This is a genomic window from Neobacillus niacini NBRC 15566, from assembly GCF_001591505.1.
Classification (GTDB): Bacteria; Bacillota; Bacilli; order Bacillales; family Cytobacillaceae; genus Neobacillus; species Neobacillus niacini.
Genome location: NZ_BCVA01000070.1, coordinates 1 through 19,352, shown reverse-complemented (window position 1 = coordinate 19,352; position 19,352 = coordinate 1). Strand labels below are relative to the sequence as shown.

Annotated in this window: 20 protein-coding genes and 1 pseudogene; 1 reads left to right on the top strand and 20 read right to left on the bottom strand. The window is 39.6% G+C overall.

All coding sequences use genetic code 11. The annotated features are described in order from the left end of the window. Positions 1–349 precede the first annotated feature (349 nt). Positions 350–1,570: a DUF438 domain-containing protein gene (locus BANA01_RS27285; protein ID WP_063255501.1), complete on the bottom strand. Its 1,221-nt coding sequence runs from the start codon at positions 1,568–1,570 to the stop codon at positions 350–352. 303 nt (positions 1,571–1,873) lie between these two features. On the opposite strand from BANA01_RS27285, the gene BANA01_RS27280 reads away from it, so the two are divergent. After that, positions 1,874–2,851 (top strand): ring-cleaving dioxygenase, encoded by a 978-nt coding sequence (locus BANA01_RS27280; RefSeq protein ID WP_063255500.1) that lies wholly within the window; start codon positions 1,874–1,876, stop codon positions 2,849–2,851. A gap of 108 nt (positions 2,852–2,959) precedes the next feature. Here BANA01_RS27280 and map read toward each other — a convergent pair whose 3' ends face one another. From map to BANA01_RS30490, 19 genes and pseudogenes are all read right to left on the bottom strand, one after another. After that, a complete protein-coding gene (gene map / locus BANA01_RS27275; RefSeq protein WP_063255499.1) occupies positions 2,960–3,703 on the bottom strand; it encodes a type I methionyl aminopeptidase in 744 nt (247 codons plus the stop codon). 111 nt (positions 3,704–3,814) lie between these two features. Next, positions 3,815–4,657 (bottom strand): annotated as a pseudogene (locus BANA01_RS27270) (pentapeptide repeat-containing protein). 92 nt (positions 4,658–4,749) lie between these two features. After that, positions 4,750–5,700, bottom strand: coding sequence for a malate dehydrogenase (gene mdh, locus BANA01_RS27265; RefSeq protein ID WP_063255498.1), 951 nt, complete (start codon positions 5,698–5,700; stop codon positions 4,750–4,752). 28 nt (positions 5,701–5,728) lie between these two features. Next, the gene (locus tag BANA01_RS27260; RefSeq protein WP_063255497.1) at positions 5,729–6,091 is read right to left on the bottom strand and encodes a BMC domain-containing protein; all 363 of its coding nucleotides are present in this window, start codon (positions 6,089–6,091) and stop codon (positions 5,729–5,731) included. A 2-nt stretch (positions 6,092–6,093) separates the two neighbouring features. Continuing rightward, complete coding sequence (locus tag BANA01_RS27255) at positions 6,094–6,375, bottom strand: EutN/CcmL family microcompartment protein (protein WP_063255496.1); 282 nt, start codon at positions 6,373–6,375, stop codon at positions 6,094–6,096. Continuing rightward, positions 6,375–7,031 (bottom strand): hypothetical protein, encoded by a 657-nt coding sequence (locus tag BANA01_RS27250; protein ID WP_063255495.1) that lies wholly within the window; start codon positions 7,029–7,031, stop codon positions 6,375–6,377. The genes BANA01_RS27255 and BANA01_RS27250 overlap by 1 nt, the downstream gene beginning before the upstream one ends. Continuing rightward, on the bottom strand, positions 7,028–7,684 hold the full coding sequence (locus BANA01_RS27245; protein WP_063255494.1) for a phosphate propanoyltransferase: 657 nt from the start codon (positions 7,682–7,684) through the stop codon (positions 7,028–7,030). Before BANA01_RS27245 ends, BANA01_RS27250 begins: the two co-directional genes overlap by 4 nt. 30 nt (positions 7,685–7,714) lie before the next feature. Further along, positions 7,715–8,008: a BMC domain-containing protein gene (locus BANA01_RS27240; protein WP_063255493.1), complete on the bottom strand. Its 294-nt coding sequence runs from the start codon at positions 8,006–8,008 to the stop codon at positions 7,715–7,717. Positions 8,009–8,024: 16 nt separating this feature from the next. Then, a complete protein-coding gene (locus BANA01_RS27235; protein WP_063255492.1) occupies positions 8,025–9,545 on the bottom strand; it encodes an acetaldehyde dehydrogenase (acetylating) in 1,521 nt (506 codons plus the stop codon). A gap of 23 nt (positions 9,546–9,568) precedes the next feature. Then, on the bottom strand, positions 9,569–10,222 hold the full coding sequence (gene eutL, locus BANA01_RS27230; protein WP_063255491.1) for an ethanolamine utilization microcompartment protein EutL: 654 nt from the start codon (positions 10,220–10,222) through the stop codon (positions 9,569–9,571). A 12-nt stretch (positions 10,223–10,234) separates the two neighbouring features. Then, positions 10,235–11,242 carry an ethanolamine ammonia-lyase subunit EutC gene (eutC, locus tag BANA01_RS27225; protein ID WP_063255490.1) on the bottom strand — a complete coding sequence of 336 codons (1,008 nt, stop codon included), beginning with the start codon at positions 11,240–11,242 and terminating at the stop codon, positions 10,235–10,237. A 12-nt stretch (positions 11,243–11,254) separates the two neighbouring features. Then, positions 11,255–12,619 carry an ethanolamine ammonia-lyase subunit EutB gene (locus BANA01_RS27220; protein ID WP_063255489.1) on the bottom strand — a complete coding sequence of 455 codons (1,365 nt, stop codon included), beginning with the start codon at positions 12,617–12,619 and terminating at the stop codon, positions 11,255–11,257. 17 nt (positions 12,620–12,636) lie between these two features. Continuing rightward, positions 12,637–14,082 (bottom strand): ethanolamine ammonia-lyase reactivating factor EutA, encoded by a 1,446-nt coding sequence (locus BANA01_RS27215; protein ID WP_235847253.1) that lies wholly within the window; start codon positions 14,080–14,082, stop codon positions 12,637–12,639. 141 nt (positions 14,083–14,223) lie between these two features. Beyond that, complete coding sequence (locus BANA01_RS27210) at positions 14,224–14,724, bottom strand: EutP/PduV family microcompartment system protein (RefSeq protein WP_063255487.1); 501 nt, start codon at positions 14,722–14,724, stop codon at positions 14,224–14,226. A gap of 16 nt (positions 14,725–14,740) precedes the next feature. Beyond that, complete coding sequence (gene eutS / locus BANA01_RS27205; protein WP_063255486.1) at positions 14,741–15,082, bottom strand: ethanolamine utilization microcompartment protein EutS; 342 nt, start codon at positions 15,080–15,082, stop codon at positions 14,741–14,743. Positions 15,083–15,087: 5 nt separating this feature from the next. Then, on the bottom strand, positions 15,088–16,347 hold the full coding sequence (gene eutH / locus BANA01_RS27200) for an ethanolamine utilization protein EutH (protein WP_063255485.1): 1,260 nt from the start codon (positions 16,345–16,347) through the stop codon (positions 15,088–15,090). A 173-nt stretch (positions 16,348–16,520) separates the two neighbouring features. Next, positions 16,521–17,093: an ANTAR domain-containing response regulator gene (locus BANA01_RS27195; RefSeq protein WP_063255484.1), complete on the bottom strand. Its 573-nt coding sequence runs from the start codon at positions 17,091–17,093 to the stop codon at positions 16,521–16,523. After that, entirely contained in the window at positions 17,090–18,517 is a 1,428-nt protein-coding gene (locus BANA01_RS27190; RefSeq protein ID WP_063255483.1) for a sensor histidine kinase, read from the bottom strand. The genes BANA01_RS27195 and BANA01_RS27190 overlap by 4 nt, the downstream gene beginning before the upstream one ends. A gap of 150 nt (positions 18,518–18,667) precedes the next feature. After that, positions 18,668–18,748, bottom strand: coding sequence for a hypothetical protein (locus BANA01_RS30490; protein WP_235847252.1), 81 nt, complete (start codon positions 18,746–18,748; stop codon positions 18,668–18,670). Positions 18,749–19,352 lie beyond the last annotated feature (604 nt).

The following is a 19,352-nucleotide window of genomic DNA, read 5'->3' as shown; positions in this document are numbered from 1 at the left end:
TTTAGCTCATTTGTTACGTTGGCTAGTTTCTAATAGAAGAAACTAATATTTTTTGTTAACGTTCTTGTTTGTTTAGTTTTCAAAGAACAAATTTGCTAGGTTAATAGCAACATGAAATATAATACTATATTCACTTCATGGAAGTCAACATTAATCGTTTGTTTTTCTAATTATTGACTTGCGCCCAAAGGGAACTTTAATATAATACACCTCAATCGCATCCGATTCAATAGTAATATTTTCCAAATTAACCTTTAACCACTAAATTTATATTATATATGCATATGTAAGCATAGACTTGAGATTTAAAAGAACGCGGGGAGACCCACGCGCCCTTTTTGCTCTTTCATTATGACATTATCCTTTTTTCCCCTTCAATCGCTTTGATTGGATTAATATTTTGTGTGAATTCAAGTGTACCTATATAAACGCCATTTTCATCCCTAACAGCAAAATAGCGAATATATACATATTTATCACGGAACTTAATCCAGAAATCTTCTGTATCTTTCCTGCCTGCTTTAAAGTCAGCTAACAGTTCCTCCACTACATGTACACTTCTTGGTGGATGGCAGTTTTGAACGGTACGACCTATAACCGCCTTTGTACGAGCAAAAATTCTTTCTTTTCCATGAGAGAAATAACGGACCACATCATCTTGATCAATGAACGTGATATCTACCGGTAAATGGTTTAATAGCAGTTCTAGTTGCTTTAATGATAATAATCCTGTTTCCATTTTAATGTACCCTTCTGAGATGGCTTTCTCATCCAACGCATGTCTATCAGGCTTCCAAACCTCTGTAGGCGCAATTAGGCAATATCCAATTTCATCACTTTCCCGTGCAATTTTAACCCATTCATCTTCTGTAAAATTGTTCAATGCCATCGGGAAAAGAATGTTTTCTTCTCTGTAGATCATGGTAATAACTTCTTGTATGACAAAATTTATAACTTCAATTACGGCATGTTTGTCCCCATTATAAGAAGCTAATTTTTTCCGTGCGTCTTTTATAGCATCACGTATGAAGTCATTTATCCGCCACATATTGTTTGTTGGACCATATATGCCGTATGTTTCTAAATAAGGGAATATTAAATTCTCTTTCCTACTATAGTGTTTATCGATATCGAGCAGTAAATTGATATCTTCTAAAAGGGAAAGTACGTTTTCATGACTATCTTCCAACTCAAACTGGTACAGATGGACTTTAAGTTGATTATTTACCAAGTTTTCTAATTCATTATTTTCCAATTTAAAGGTGTGTATCGGATGGCCTGGTTGTTCCTCTGGCTTATTCGTTTTTTCTACCTCTTCGATTGCTCCTTTAAAAATTTCAGTATGCTTAGCATGTAACCGGTGCATTTCCTCTACTGAAAGATCTCCAAAATCATGCTGTAATTGCGAGATTTCATCGATGGTAATTTTTCCGATAAACGCATCAAAATGCGCTTTTACTTCTTTAACATTTTTTCCGGCATCGAGATCTTTAAAAATTTGTTTTAATATCGCTTGTCGTTTATTTGTAGTTGTCGTTTGCTGTTCACGGTTATTAATGATTTCACTCATTAGTATTCTCCTTCGCTAGTTGCTCTGTTTAATTGATATTGATAATGAATCTCATACATAAAATAACACCTTTTAAAAAATCTGTTTGTGATTAACATCATTGGTACAGAAATAAACTTTATAAATGTGATAAATTTAAGAACGAATTTTAAACAGAGAAATTGACAGTAGTATACATCCATGTTATATTTATCTCGAAATAAAGATAATTAATTTCAAGATATCAATCATCATCCTGTCCTTTGGAATGGATTGGACTTTAAAGGGAAAAACAAAAGAAATATACTATATGGAGGTATAAACTTGAACCACTTAAAAGGGATACACCATGTAACTGCGATTACAAGCAGCGCAGAGAAGAATTATGAATTTTTCACTTATGTATTAGGAATGCGCCTTGTTAAGAAAACAGTAAATCAAGATGATATTCAAACCTACCACTTATTTTTTGCGGACGACACAGGTAGCCCAGGAACCGATATGACATTTTTTGATTTCCCTGGAATTCCTAAAGGTGTTCATGGAACAAATGAAATCTCAAAAACATCCTTCCGTGTGCCTAGTGACGCAGCAATTGATTATTGGGTGAAGCGTTTTGACCGTTTGAACATAACCCATGCTGGAATTAAAGTGCAATTTGGTAAAAAAACACTTTCTTTTGTTGATTTTGATGATCAACAATACCAATTGATCTCAGATGAAAATAATGAAGGAGTTGCGGCAGGCGTACCTTGGCAAAATGGTCCAGTTCCTTTGGAGTATGCGATAACCGGGTTAGGTCCAATTTTTGTACGAATTGCTAATTTTGATTACTTTAAAGAAATGATGGAAAAAGTACTGTTTTTTAAAGAGATTGCTCAAGAAGGAGCCTTTCATTTATTCGAAGTAGGCGAAGGTGGGACTGGAGCACAGGTAGTAGTTGAATACAATGCGGTTCTACCGCAGGCGCGACAAGGATTTGGAACGGTTCACCATGCAGCATTCCGGGTTGAAGATCGTTCAGTTTTAGAAGAATGGGATCAACAAATGCGCAGCTTTGGATTCCAAACATCTGGATTTGTCGATCGCTACTTTTTCGGCTCTTTATACTCTAGAGTAGCACCTCAAATCTTATTTGAATTTGCAACAGATGGTCCTGGATTTATGGGAGATGAACCATATGAAACCCTTGGCGAAAAACTATCATTACCGCCATTCTTTGAATCAAAACGCGATCAAATTGAAAGACTTGTACGTCCAATTAATACAGTTAGAAGTACGATTAAATTTAGAAAGGAATAACAACATCTGCAGATCCTTTAGGATTCCGCTTTTTTTGTTGACAAGAGTTCACTCCCCAAAAGTTAAAAAAGTGCCAGGCACGAAGGCAGCAGGCACTTATAATTACTATTATAGTGTTGTAATGATTGGTCCATTTTTTGAAAGAATGATGGTATGTTCGTACTGTGCAACAAAACTTTCTTCTGTCACATAGGTCCAATCGTCCCCTTCGACTTGGAAAACTTCCTCTTCTTTAGTTGAAATGAAAGGTTCGAATGCGATGACCATGCCTTCCTTTAAAAGTTCGTCATCCCACGTATCATGATAATTATAAATATGATCTGGAGCTTCATGTATTCTTCGTCCGATTCCGTGACCCGTTAAATTCATGATTACCGTTAATCCGTGCTGTCGCGCCGTTTGGATAACAGCTTTCCCCAGTCCACTTTTCTTTGAACCAGGCTTTGCTTTCTTAAGACCAGCTTCAAAAGCCAATTTTGCCACATCACAAATTTTTGTTAATATTTCTTCGCCTTCACCTACTACGAAAGAAATACCTGTATCAGCGAAGTAGCCATTCTTTGAACCAGATACATCAATATTTACGATGTCACCTTCTTGAATGACTCTCTTTCCTGGGATACCATGGGCTACTTCCTCATTTACGCTTATACAGGTATAGCCAGGAAAATCATATTCACCCTTTGGTGCTGAAATGGCACCTGCCTTTTCAAAAAGCTTTCCAGCTATATCATCTAGTTCCTTTGTAGTTATGCCAGGTACCGTTCTTTGTACCAATTCATCTCTAATTTCAGCACAAATTTTACCGATTTCTTTCAGTGCTTGAATATCCTCTTCTGTTTTTGCAATCATGTATTTTCCCTACTTTATCTTTTAATATCGTTGTAAATTTTCCATTCTTATATTTTAGGCTTACTTATAGGAAAAATTCAAGTATATTTCCTTAATGGTATATTCCAAAAATTATACTTCTACCCTCCAATGGGCTGGTCTCAATAATGTTGCAGGTAATTTAGTATGTTGATTCCCTTTAGCCGCATTCACTTGTGCCTGAGTAAGAAAGATACTGCCAGTAAGATTTGCCCCTCTGATATCCGTTTCCCTAAAATCTGCACCGATGAAATCACTCCATCTAAGATCCCATTGCTGAGGTCTGCAGCAATTAGTAATGCACCTCTTAGATTCGCACCTCTTAGGTCGGCTTCCTTCAACTTTGCCCCTAAATAATCCATTCTCCGCCGTGTATCTTTTTGCTTTTTCGTGACTTGTGCTCGAACCAACTCACTAGTAAGAATCAGTAACTTGTTTACCTTAACTCTATGCTCGGTCACATCTATGCTCAAAATAAACTCGGGTTTTTTTACTGGTCAGTTCTTCCGTCTCTAGAAGACTATAAATTAATTCTTTATAGATTGATTTTGCAACATGAATAGTTAGTGCTTCATTTAAATACCATAGCATCTCATGAAGTTGCTGCATAATTGGATAAACAGTAAACATCTCTTGAGCAACATCTTGGATTAACCGCCAATCCTTTCCATTATATGTAATTTGAGATACCTTTTGACCGGCCCCAAAGCATTCATAAGCCGAACAGCCACGAAACCCTTTATTCCGAAGGTTATTATGTATTCCACATAAATAATTGGGTTGTAAATTACGGCAAGGAGTTCCTCCGTCCTTATCAAGGGAGAAATCGGCTGATTTTGCATAAGGCAGTGCCACAAAGCACAAACCAAAGCATTTTTCACAATCCACCCATAAATTATTTAACATATTGTCGTATATCGTTAATATCCTAGACAGTACAAATACTTCCTTCAAATAAAAAACTTTCTCCATTTTATAAAACGGAAAATAATAAAAGGATGCCCTCAAAATTAAGGACATCCTTTTTGTTATGCTTTTACTGCTTCTAATATGTTCATTACATTTTCAACGGATTGGGCGGACTGGTTGAGTGCCACTTTTTCTTCTTCGGTCAAAGGGATTTCTATAATGCTTTCAATACCGCTTCCACCTAGTATGGTAGGTACTCCTAGGTAAATATCATTGTATCCATATTCCCCTTCAAGATAGGCAATGGATGGAAGAATCCGTTTTTTATCCTTTAAAATTGCTTCTGCCATTTGGACCATGGAAGCTGCTGGTGCATAATAGGCGCTGCCTTGTCCAAGCAGGTTCACGATTTCACCACCGCCTTTACGTGTTCGCTCCACAATCGCTTCAATTCTATCTGGTGGAAGAATTTTTTCTAGCGGGATTCCGCCGGCATAGGAATAACGTACTAATGGGACCATATCATCGCCATGGCCACCCAGGACAAAACCGGAAATATCTTCAACAGAAACATTTAATTCCTGCGCAACAAAAGTATTAAAGCGTGCTGTATCTAATACACCGGATTGACCAATGACGCGGTTTTTCGGAAAGCCAGTCGTTTTATAACATACATATGTCATGGCATCGACTGGATTACTTAGGACAATGATGTAGCTGTTTGGGGCATATTTTTTAATCTTCTCTGAAACATCTTTTATAATCTTTTCATTTGTTGCAACTAAATCATCGCGGCTCATCCCTGGCTTTCTTGGAAGACCTGCAGTAATTAACACAAGATCAGCATCTTGAATATCTTCATAGTTGGAAGTTCCGGTAATATTTGAATTAAACCCTTGAACTGGTCCAGCTTCGAGCATATCGAGTGCTTTCCCTTTTGTGGGATTGCATTGTGCTGGAATGTCAACTAATACAACATCTCCCAGCTCTTTTTGTGCCAGCATTAAAGCAGCGGTTGCACCTGTGAATCCAGCTCCAATAACCGCTATTTTTCTACGTGTAAAAGCCATGTTTCTCCCCCGTTCAACAAATTTGGGATTATTTATCTTCATCTAGTTTATTTGCTGTTTTCTTCTTGCTGGAACTTTTCGGCTCGGAAGGAACTTTGGCAGCTTCTCGGCTCTTATCATCTTTTTTTAATAAAACATCTCTGATGGATTCATCTGGATGTGGAATGACATGAGCAGAAACGAGTTCTCCCACTCGTGCTGCTGCTGCTTTACCTGCATCGACAGCTGCTTGAACAGCGCTGACATCACCTTGGACTAATACTGTTACAAGGGCTGCGTCTATTTTCTCTTGCTTAACCAAAGTGACATCTGCCGATTTTAACATGGCATCTGCCGCTTCTATCGATCCGATTAATCCTCTTGTTTCAATCATACCTAATGCTCTTGCCACGATCATTCACCTCGTTTCGTATCTATATCAACGGAATCAATAATACTAATAATCAGGGCATCAATGGGCAATTTTGTATCACCAGACATATTGGCAGCGGCACTCCCCCTTGTGACGATGACTTGGTCGCCAAAGCCTGCCCCAATTCGGTCCACCGCAATAAATGGTGCTCCAGCTGGGGTTCGGTCAGGGTATTCCGGCTGGATAAACAAAAATTTCAACCCCTGCAAATCATCCTCTTTCCTAGTAGCCCATACGTTACCAATCACTGTCCCCTTTTGCATTAAGCTTTCGCCCCTTTTGATTCAATTACCATGATGCTTTTTCCCATCGCGCGTGCCGCATCACGCGCTAAAGGAGTAATAATGGTACTTTTCTCAATCACAATTTGGTCTTCTTTACTTTCCTCTACATCTCTCTGTGTTAACAGCTTTTTCTTACGGGAATTTGATACTGGATCCAGCTTGACTTCGGTTCCATTGCTCATAAAGCTCTCAAATGTCTCGAATTTAACTCCAAATTTCTCCAAATTCTCCTTATGTCCAAGCAAATGCTGTACATAAGCCTTGTTCTTTGAATTTTTCTCCAACAACTGTTCCTGTAAAAAAGCGGTTGGAATGAGAGAAACGGGTATCGATTCCATCATACAGCGTGAAAGCAATTTACTATCTTCCGTATCAAAAAAACCAAGTGCTCCCTTTACCAGCAAATCCTGTGTTACATGGAGGAAAAGCACTTGGTCGAGCATGTGTAATTCTTTTCCTGTAAAGGATTCAGCTTTTAATATATTCCAATGATCCTTCATTTTCTCTAATAGTGTTGGTTCAATATATACGGGTTCCCCGACTAAAAGAAGATTTGGTTTTGGTTTGCTTACTGGTACGGAAAGTTGCTTTATTACTTCATGTACGATTTGCTCAACTATTTTGCGATCAATCATAATGACGCTTCCTCGTATTTTATGAGTCTACCCATTGTTTTCCCTGTAATAAAACCGGCATTGGCTTCATCTGTATCGACATGCATTTCAAGCTTGTACCTTGGAGAAATGCGAATTAAAACCTTGCCAAGTATGATAGGGCGTTCCCCATCAACCTCCACCTTAACATATTCCCCATTCTCAACAGTAAAGTGGTCGGCATCTTCCGGTGTCATATGAATATGAGCCTGGGCAATGATCAGCCCCTCTTTTTTATAGAGACTCCCCTTTGGTCCAACCAATGTAATCGGAGCAGAACCCTTGATACCTCCAGATTCTCTTAACGGCGGCTTCAAACCTAGTTTAACGGAATCTGTTTGACTCACTTCCACTTGGGTCATATTACGCGCAGGACCAAGAATGCGCACTTTTTCAAGGCTCCCTCTTGGTCCTACAATCGTAATGGTTTCATTCGCAGCGAATTGACCTGGCTGTGATAAATCCGCTTTTTTTGTTAATTCATACCCCTCACCAAAAAGGGCTTCCAAGTCGCTTTCACTTAAATGACAATGCCGAGCAGAAACAGCCATAGGTATCGATAAAGGATTGACAGAAATTCCCTTTAGTCGTGAAACTACTTCATTCACAATCGATTGTATGGCCTGTTGTTCCATGTTTCATGCTCCTAACCTATTAAACTTTTATTATAGTTGAACCTCTAATTTTGGTAAAATGCTTTCTAATTCATTGTGTGGGCGTGGGATTACGTGAACAGACATAAGCTCTCCAACACGTGTTGCTGCTGCTGCACCTGCTTCTGTTGCTGCTTTAACAGCACCTACATCACCACGGACAAGAACGGTAACAATCCCGCCGCCCACATGAACTTTCCCAACTAAATGAACATTTGCTGCCTTAACCATTGCGTCTGCCGCTTCTACAGATGCTACTAATCCTTTAGTTTCAATCATACCTAATGCTGTTAATTCTCTACTCATTTTTATTTCCCCCTAATTAGTTAGTTTGATATTGTTTAATAACTTGATTTACCATTTGTGCGATTACATTTGCGTCAACTTCGCCCTTAGGATTAACTTGTTTTAATACTTGGTCAACGATAAACTCAACATCTTTCGCAACATTTGTTTGTTTATTTTCAAGTGATGGTTTCGGGATTGAGGCCTCTCTAATTCCATAGGCCATTCTCTTAATATTGATGAGATGACGGGCTGTCACATTATCAGAAGTTATATTTCCTCCAAATGAACCACAGCCCAGTGTCAGCGATGGCTTTAATCCTGTTGTTGCTCCAACTGCTCCAATCGAGGAAAGAGTATTGACCATGAGTCTTGATACAGGCATTTCAAGCGCAAAGTCTTTTGCAACTTTTTCATCATTCGTATGTAGCGACAGACTATGCCCTCTTCCACCAAGATTGAGAAGCTTTAGACAGTAATCCTTTGCCTCCTCATAACTATCCGCTGTATATAAGGCGAAGATTGGCGATAGTTTTTCAATCGAAAATGGAACCTCTTTCCCTACTCTTGATTCTTCTGCGATTAATACCCTCGTATCGGATGGAACAGTAATTCCTGCCATTGCCGCAATTTTAATCGCACTTTGGCCCACAATATCCGGGTTTAATTTACCTGGTGCAGGAGAAATTACTTTTTCAAGGATTACTTTCTCTTCAGCATTTAAAATATACGCCCCGTTATTCCTTAGCTCCCGGATAACAACCTGCAGGATATTACGATCGACAACAAGTGATTGCTCTGTTGCACAAATCGTTCCATTATCAAATGATTTACTATCAATAATCATCGATACTGACTCAGCAATATTGGCGCTTTTTTCAATATAACAAGGGACATTCCCCGGTCCTACACCATATGCCGGTTTACCAGAGCTATAGGCTGCACGGACTAAGGCGCCACCGCCGGTTGCTAAAATAAGATTCACATCACGGTGCTTCATTAATTCTGTCGTTGCCGCCATCGATGGATTGGAAATCCAGCCAATCAAACCTTCAGGTGCACCCGCTTCAATTGCCGCCTGCTCACAGATTTTTAGTGCTTCTACCGTGCATTTGACAGCACGTGGATGCGGACTGACGACAATGGCGTTTCTTGTTTTTAATGAAATTAATGTTTTAAAAATGGCTGTTGACGTTGGGTTCGTTGTAGGGATAATCCCCGCAATCACTCCGTAAGGATAGGCAACCTCGGTTACCTTATTAACACGATCTTCATGAATAATCCCAACTGTCTTTTCATTCATAATGGATTCATAAACAGCCATGGAACCGACTTCATTTTTTATTTTTTTATGCTCGACAATACCCATGCCTGTTTCTTCTACTGCCATTTTGGCAAGTTCAAGAGATTTAGCATATGCCGCATGTGCGGCGCGCTTAACAATTTCATCTACTTGTTCCTGTGTGTAGGTCAAGTATTTCAATTGCGACTCCTTTGCCCGCTGGACAGCATCACGCATTTCTTGGATGGATTGGAGATCCTGATCAAATTGCACCATTACACACTCCCTCATTCAGTAAATCAATATTTAATTGGTTTATTAGCGATATCTAGGATCGCCTCCCGGAATGCATCTGCTGCCGCTTGGCACGCAGATTGACTTCCTGTCAAAAGACCACCGCCAAAGTTGGTTTCAGATGGCGGAGCGAAATATTTCACTAGTTTTACATCTGCTGCCTTTAACGCCGCATCTATGCCATAAACCGCTTCTAATGGAGGAGCTATCAAATAAGCCAATGGTTCACCTATTCTAATTCCTGCCTCGGTCGATAAGTAGGAACCAGTGCTTGAAACGACATGCGCATATAACGCATGTGTTTTTTCCTGATTTAGTGCTTCGAAATAGGCATCTGATTCAGCTGTTTGTTGAACAGCATCCATCCCGCTTTGAACTTCATCTGGTGATGGTCCAGCAATAATCCCAATCATTTCTCCCGATAATGGACCGGAGGAGTTTCCTGAACCAGCGTAAAAGGACTTCGCATACACCACTTCAACATCCGCCCGTTTCGTTGCTTCATCAAGGGCTGTGTAGCCAATATCATCAACGGTTGAGGTAAAGATGGCCAAACTTCGATGATACGGCTTTAGGTTAAACTGTTTTGCCAAATCAGGGTCAACATTTGGAATCACGCGAACTGCTAATATTTCAGCGTAAATACGTTCTAAAGCCAAACTTATTACCCCCTAGCTTTCCTTTTGAACAAGCGAAACTCCGCTAGCTTCATATTTTAGTATTTTTTGAATGACTGTCCCAATATACGCACCAGCCTCAACAGGAGGAATCCCGCCTTTATGGATATTCGAAATGACCATTCGGTCTGCTTCAATCGTCCCTCTTCTTGGCATATAGCATAAATAGGCACTAAGGGATTCAGCACTTACAAGACCCGGTCGTTCACCAATTAACAAAACTACTACCTTCGGCTGAAGCAATTCACCGACATCATCCATGACGGCAACACGGCCTTTTTCAATATAAAATGGCGTTCCGACATCGATACCTAGGCTTTGCAGTGATTGCTGGAGAGATAAATAGACATCCTCTGCATTCTCTTCGATCGCACTGGAGCTCAGCCCATCGGAAATAATAATTTGTACAGTTGGTTCTTTACTGCACTTTTCACTGATTAATTGCTTTGTTTCATCTGACAGCTTTCGTCCATAATCTGGGCGCCTAATGTATACTTCTTTATCGCTTACCCTCGTGCTTACTTTAAAGAGACCAAGACGATTTAAAAGTTCTTCCTTTACATCTCCATATACTGCGTCTACTGCAGCCGCATGGTCAAAACGGAATTTTAACCATGTGTCAGTTTTCGGACGCAGACCCGCTCTCCCGACTCCAATCCGTGACGGTGTTTTCGCAATAAGCTCTTGCAGCTCTTCAGGATTGGATGGATTTTCAATTTGTGAAGAAGTCAGCACAACACTTTCAGTGAGATCATGCTTTGGACTTGCTGGCCCATACTCACCAAATTGTATCAGTCCCCCGATATCCTTTTCTTTCACGTTAGATTCAGTTATTGGTGGATGATTCGTATTTTTGGGTTTTCCATTTGATGTATGATCCCAAAATTTCACGACCGAACTAGGTATGTCGCTGGTTCCTGTCACGTGTTTTTCGGATTCATTTGCAGATTGTAATTTTTCAACAATTAGCTTTGTAACTTTTTCTATAAGCTCAGGATTCATTTTCTTCAACTCCTATCGGGAAAAAATGGTTGGATCCCCAGCAATCTTACTCAGTTTGCCATTTTCAAGGATTCCCATCTTCTCGAGCCATTCACTAAAAATTGGCGAAGGGCGCTTATTCATCGTTTGTCTTAAGGTAGCGACATCATGGTAGCTCATCGATTGGTAATTTAACATGCAATCATCACCCATTGGCGTCGCGATGATAAAATTAACCCCAGCAGCCGTTAATAGTACTCCCAAATCCTCAATGTCATTTTGGTCTGCTTTAATGTGGTTCGTATAACAAATATCAACACCCATCGGAATGCCATGCATTTTTCCCATGAAATGATCCTCTAAGCCGGCGCGAATAACCTGCTTACTGTTATATAAGTACTCCGGTCCAATAAATCCAACAACGGTATTAACGATGTATGGATCGTAATGGCGGGCAAAACCGTAATTTCTTGATTCCAGTGTCAGTTGATCAATCCCATAATGTGCTTCTGCTGATAACTCTGAACCTTGGCCTGTCTCAAAATACAAACCCTGTGGCCCAGTTCCTGTCCCTAATGTTTTTGCCATATGATTGGCTTCCTCTAGTAAAGTGGCCGAAATACCAAACGAATGATTCGCTGCTTCTGTTCCAGCAATACTTTGGAAAATCATGTCTGCTGGCGCCCCTTGTTCAATCGCCTTCATTTGTGTGGTAACGTGGGCAAGGACACAGTTTTGCGTTGGAATGTCCCACTCCTTTATAAAATTATGGGTGGCATGGAGCAAACGCTTAACACTTTCAACTGAATCGTCGACTGGGTTAATCCCTATCACCGCATCACCAATACCATACGACAGTCCTTCCTTTAGGGAAGCGATCATTCCTTCTACATTGTCCGTCGGGTGGTTAGGCTGCAGACGTGAGGCGAGTGTTCCATTATAGCCAATGGTAATATTACATTTTGTTAAAATTTCGATTTTATTTGCAGCGTGAATGAGGTCAAGGTTTGACATTAATTTAGCCACTGCTGCGATCATTTCACTATTTAGTCCACGGCTAAGTCTTTTTAAATCCTCACCTGTTGTCAAATCATTCAAAATATATTCACGGAGCTCGGCTACGGACCAATTTTTGACAGAATGATAGACAGGTTCGTTGATTTGACCCTCAATAATCCGTGATACTTCATCCTCTTCAGGAGGTAGTAATGGGTTTTCACGTATATCCGAGAGCGTTAAATGACTAAGCACTAGTTTAGCAGCAATCCGTTCTTGTACGGTTTCAGCAGCTAAGCCTGCTAAACGGTCTCCGGATTTTTCTTCGTTTGCTTTCGCAAGTAGATCCTTTAAGGAAGCAAATTGATAGACGGTTCCTAAATAATTCGTTTGAAGCTTCAAGGGAAAATCCTCCTTTCCTAATGATGAAACGTTAATGTTTTAATCACAACTGGCACCACATTGGTTTGCAGTAGATGTCCAATATCAATATAATCTCCATTTTCCACACGAATTTGATCGATGCAGATGATGTTCTGCTTCGAATTTTGGACCTTAATGGTTTGACCAAGAACCTTTGCATGGTCGCTTTCCAAAACAATCACTAACGGCTGTTCGCCATTCGGTTTTACTTTCACGGATTCCAAGATTGCTGCAGCTAATTGTTGAATTTCACGAAAACCTAAGTACGGGATTTCCGTTAAATATAAGGCGAAATTTTGGCCTTCCTGCTGCGAGTCATATACGTCTACTGCGTGCAGAACGGCTGCTGGGAGTTTCTTTAGGCCCACTTGCAAATCATGACCAAAAGGAACCTGATAAACAGGTAAATTTCGCAGTGGTAATTGACTGCTATCCACTTGAATGGTTGCCCCGCTGATTTCCGTTGTTTGTGTGCCTGCTCCAAGTACGGTAGCACGTACGGTTTCATTTGGTTTGACCCATGTCCACTGGGAAAGTTCCTTGCTTTCCCTAAGAGATGCCGCAAGAATTTCCCCAATATCATCATAATGCGAGGTTACAGGTGAACCATTTTCATATCTATAAAGGCATTCACTAACTCCGCCAGAAAACATGATCTCATCAATGTCTTCCTGCCAATTCGGTTCGTGACCTAAAAGTAACGGTTTATCCGTTTTGAGAAGCTGCCTATTTAACATCCTTGCAATAACAGTTGCCATATATTCAGTCAGACCTTTTATGATTGAATCTCTTCGCTGATCGCCTTCTTTAACTTGTACCCGCCACTGTTGAAACAATTCCCTTACCGGCGGCGAGATACTTTTAATCTTTGAACCCACGAATTCTATCAGCCTACCGCCAATATGTAAGGTACAGGTCCCGAGTAGTTTCCCTGATTTATAAACAGCAACATTGGCGGTTCCCCCGCCGATATCGATGTTGGCAATCACTTTTCCTGACTTCTTTGAATATTCAAATGCTCCCGAACCTTTAGCAGCTATAATTCCCTCGAGATCGGGTCCGGCAGTCGCAACGAGAAAGTCTCCTGCCTGATTGGATAAGTGATGAACCATTTCCTGAGCATTTTGTTTCGTGGCGGTTTCACCGGTAATAATGACTGCACCTGTTTTTATTGTCTTAGGCTTTATCCCAGCCTTTGCATATTCTCTCTGAACAACGGTCACCACTTCACTAATATTAATGGACGTCGTTGACAATAATGGAGTCCGATAAATGGGGCTCCGATATAATACTTCCTTGTTAATAATTTCAATCCGCGGTGTATGCATCCCGCCTGCCATATTCATGAGAGAAAATTTGCTTATCACGAGCTTTGTTGTACTGGTACCAATATCAATTCCCGCGCTAAGAATTTCCTCATGCTGAGGCTCGTATCGTTTAATGAAGATCACCTCTTTTTTAAAACCAAAAAGGCGCCCTATACAAACCATCGAAAAATGACAGATTGTATAAGGCGCCTTTGCCTACTATATTCACTTGTTATAGTAGTATTTTAGTCTATTGATTCAATTTTGTAAAGGGTTTCATAAAAAAATAGCTATTTCTTCAGGGATGGTATTTGTATAAACCCTCATTTCCTCCAGTGTTTTGCACTTTACTAGTTTTTTGATCTCTTGTATTCCTTGTCCAGTAAACGCCGATGTCATGACAATCGGCCCTCTAGGTATCACTTTTTTTAATTGTCGAATCGCTTCCATAATATCCGCCTTCTCTGAATCACATTTCGTTACAATTCCAATCGGCAGCTTCGTTATACCTGTACTAAATCCTGGAGGAAAAATTGTTTTTTGATTTGTCGCATCCTGTATATATAATACATGAGTCACTTCCAAAGCCGTTGCCATAATATTTTTGTAGAAAAACGGATTTTCTGTATACTCACCAGGCGTATCAACAAGCCAGTCACGATAGACAAGTGTCTGGGTCTTTACCGCCGGCACCTGACGTCCAAGAAGAGCATTCGTTAAGGTGGATTTACCTGCACCGATGGAGCCAATCAGCATCGCCCGGTTTTTCTTCGTCATCGCGTTTTACCCCCCATTATGATTTAGTAATCTCTGCAGGTGTATAACGTAAAACTTCGGATAAGAAACGATTAATTTCTTCCATTGCCATTTGGACTGAAGAAACACTGCCTACAATGACCAGACTTCCTGTAAAGCGATCTAAAAAACCAATTTGCACGTCGGCTGCTTTCGTTGCTAAATCCCCGGCGATAATAACAGTCTCACTAGGTGTCAACGTAAGGATTCCCATCGCTCCCCCCATCGGAATTCCTAGTTTATCAAACATATCCGGATCTGGGTTGGCAATTACATGACTCAATGTCACTTGTTTTCCTGGTACAAATTCCTGTATAAATCGTTTTTTCTCTTCACTCATCTCAATTACACTGCTTTCTTTTTATTTTCTTTTGCTGGTAAATACTCATCCTTACCAATGATACCAGCTTCACGGTCCTTTTTCTCTAGCTCAAGCGCTTTAGGTACCGATAACCAATAAGCAAGACCGATACCGATGACCCCAGCAGAAATTTTACCAATCATAATAGGGAGGATTAACGTCGGCTGAAAGTTTGCCGTAAAGGATAAATGGTCTCCTAATAAAAACGCAGCACAGACCGCAAAAGAAATATTGATCACTTTATCCTTTGGCGGCATCGTTTTAACCAATTTAAACATTGCAAGGATATTGGCAATTGTTGCAACCAATCCGGCACTGCCCTCTTTACTTAACCCAAGCTTACGGCCAAGTGCTTCAAGCGGGCACCCTGCATACTTTTGTAATAAGTAAACCATTGGAAAGGCACCGGCCAGCATAATACCGATATACCCAGCTGTTTCTAATGCTCGGAATTGATCTGTTTTATCCGCCATAATTGGGTGGAAGCCCCAGCCGCCTAATACATTAGAGAATAGTCCGGTAAAAATTTCAACGATGGAGAAAACTAGAACTAACTTGATACCTGCATCTAAAATTCGCCCAAACCACATAAACGCATTAATCATTACATCCGGAAGGAAATATAAGCCTACTGCAATCACAACAACAAATAATAATAGCGGGCTTAAATTTAACAATATTTGTCCATACCCTAAGGCAAATTGGAATTTCGCCTCTCCTGAAGTCGAAATAAAATCACGGACTTTTGAATTGGAAAGAGCAATTATTGTACTAGAAATAAGTGCTCCAATAGGAATCGTTAATACCCCTGCCATGACACCAAGAGCCATATATTTATGGTCTCGTTTATCAAGCATCGCAAGTCCCATTGGTATTGAGAAAACGATTGTGGCACCAGCCATGAAGCCAACAATCATCGCCATGATCCATCCTTCTTGCGTTTGTTTTAACACTTCTGCTAATTGATATCCACCCATATCAGTGGCGAGTATGGCTGTGGCCGCAATCGCTGGATCCGCACCAATTGCTGCAAAAAACGGACCGCAAACTTTGTCAATAAACCATGATAGATATGGAATTGAAGCCATGATCCCCGCAGCTGGCACGAAAATATGCCCAACCGCATGTAACCCTTCCATAAATTGTTTACCCAATCCATCATCACTATTACGAATTGCGGCAACTGCCCCCATTACTGCACATGTCATGATAATGTAGATTACTATTTTTCCTACCATTTCCATGTTTAACCCCTCCTTGATCGTATCAAAAATATATAGTAAATGGAAAATGAGACAATCTCCCAAGTGAATACGCTTCCACTATTTTTGCAAAAAAAGACAAAAAGGTGCCGTGCGGTTCCCAAAATCAAAACCGCAGAGCACCCTTGCCCAGGCTTATTCACTTGTGAAAATTTTTAAGCATTGTATTTCAAAATAATTAGCTTCGCCACATTTTCCAGTGTAACCTGCTTGTTCATACTAATTTTTCTCATTTTTCGATAGGCAGCATCTTCTGGAAGATTATATTTCTCCATGAGGATTCCTTTTGCTTTCTCAACCATTTTTCTTTCGATCAGCTGTTTATTCATGTTTTCTACTTGTTCACGATAAACCTGGGTATTCTCTGCTTGTCTTAAGGCTATTTCTACTGCTGGAATCAAATTGGCTTCTGTGATCGGCTTTACTAGGTACCCCAAAATATTCGCCTTCTTTGCCTTATCAATATACTCTCTTTGACTATAAGCGGTTAAGATAAGGATCGGCGTATTCATTTTTTTCGATATGATTTCACTAGCCTTTAACCCATTTAATTTTGGCATTTTAATGTCCATAATGATTAAATCTGGCTTTAATGAAATAGCAAGTTCTACTGCTTTTTCTCCATCACCTGCTTGAGCAATTACCTCATAACCAGCATCCTCGAGCATCATTGATACATCAAGTCGGACAATGGATTCATCCTCTACCACGATAATTCGCTTTTTCATATTTGATCCATCCCCCTTTCAACAGGGAATGTAACAGTGGCCAACGTCCCTTGATTGGTTCGTTCTATCGAAAAATGACCAGATAAATCATGTTCAACCAACATTCTTACAATATCTAATCCTAATGATGGTTTTGACTTAGGTGAATATCCTTCCCCGTTGTCTATCACTTGAACCTCAATATCATTGCCTTTTTGCTCAAATAAGACAACAATTTTACCTTCATTCATAGCTTTAAAGGCATGTTTTACACAATTTTGGATTAATTCATTTACCACTAAAGCAACTGATACTGCTTTAGTTGATTTAATCTGCAGGTGCGGACCCGAATAGGAAATCATTATTCTTTTATTTTCATGCTCAGATTCCCAAACAAGCATGTTGCCGATTTTTTCAAGCAGCTGATAAATATCAACATCATCCACGCTTGAATTGGACAATATGACTTCATAAACCGAGGCTATACTAGTAATACGATTTAAGCTTTCCACAAAGTGGACTTTGCTTTCCTCGGGAAGACCTCTCCTCATTTGAAGCCGCAAAAGGCTGGCAACCGTTTGCAAATTATTTTTAACACGGTGATGAATTTCACGTATTGCTACTGATTTAACATTCAATTCTCTTTCTTTTACTCTTAGCTCAGTAATATTTTTAAAAATAACAAACATACCGTTTGCTTTGTCAAAGTGGTCGAGCTTTATTTTTTTCACCTGAAATATCTTATTTAACATCTCAACTTCCTGAATTATGAGTTCTTCAGGTTCATTAAGTATTGCTTGAATTCTAGGAAAGTAAGAAACTAATGACCTTCCAATCAATCTATCATTTTCATCCATTTCCTGAATTAGGTTAATCGCTGAAGGATTACAATAAAGTATTTCCCCGTCTTGGTCGATAAAGAAGAGAGATTCTTCAATCATTTCAGGGATAATTGGCCGATTTTCAGTCATACCGATGAGAATTTCACTCAAAGTTTCGGTCGCCTCTGACAACGCTTCCATTTTCCGTTGATGTTGAATCTGTTCACTGATATCCTTTTCCATAATAAGCGCACCAATTACTCGATCATTAGCACCATTAATTGGAACAACACTTTGATCCACTGTTTTTCCCTCTTGAGTAAATGCTCGGTTTTGAAACATTGCCTTACCAGTCCTTAGAGTATAGAGAACCGATGGCTCGAAAGCTTCATAAGCAAATTTTCCTATCACGCTTTTTTTATATACGGGTTTAGTCGTTGTCGGTGCAGCCTCAGCGACGACAATCGCATGCTTTCCTTCCTTTGTTAAACAATCAATAAAAATATTTGCTTTATTCAAGTCAGCGATTAATGTTAAATTACCGACTAACTCTTGTAATAGTAAAACGTCTTCCTTCGATAGATTAGTATGAAGGAAACATAATTCTTCCAAGATGTTTTTCATTAGTCGAATCTCCTATAGTAATGAGAAGAACAGCTGAAATCATTATAGTGTTTTTGAACGTTTTTTGTCAATATTGCAAAATTTTATTAATTTACTTGGGCAAATTTAACGCTGCCTACTTTATTTACTAATACACCTTCATTAAAACTGTTATCTAGGCCCCCCTCCCGCTTCAACAGTAGGAATACCGCCATCATGGATGTTTGAGATCACTGTTCTTTCTGCCTCCACAATTTCGTTATTATGGCGATAGATTAAGTACGCGCTTAGTTTTTGGAAAAAGTGAATCCCGAACGTTCACCGATTAATGAACTAACAACATCACAATTAACCAGCATTTTCTGCTGCTGCATGATCAATTCGATAATGAAGATAATCTATTATTTTCATCAAACCAGTAGACTTCATTTTTAACAATACATTTAACATTCTTTAGTAACCTCCTCCTTTGTACAAGGATAGGAAAACGTTTACAAAATTAAGTGCTTTAAAGTGAAAAGACGCAAAAATCGTATAAGCCACTATCTGGCTCAACTATTAAGGCGCCTTCACCTACTTTTTCACTTATTTAATATGATAACAAGAAGTTTACTAACTGATAGAATTTTTACATCACTACTCTTTAAAACACGTTTTAGTTGAATAAAGAATGCATTGATTCATGGTTGATTTTTACCTTTACTTACACTTCATGGGCATTAATGTCTAGTATCGTTCCCTCTGGCACCTTTTTGTCATTCATAGAAATGATACTCCTTTACTCTTCGATAGATAAAAACCATTTTAAATACAAAAGAACAACCTCCATCAGGTTGTTCTTCGTCTGCCTGGCCAC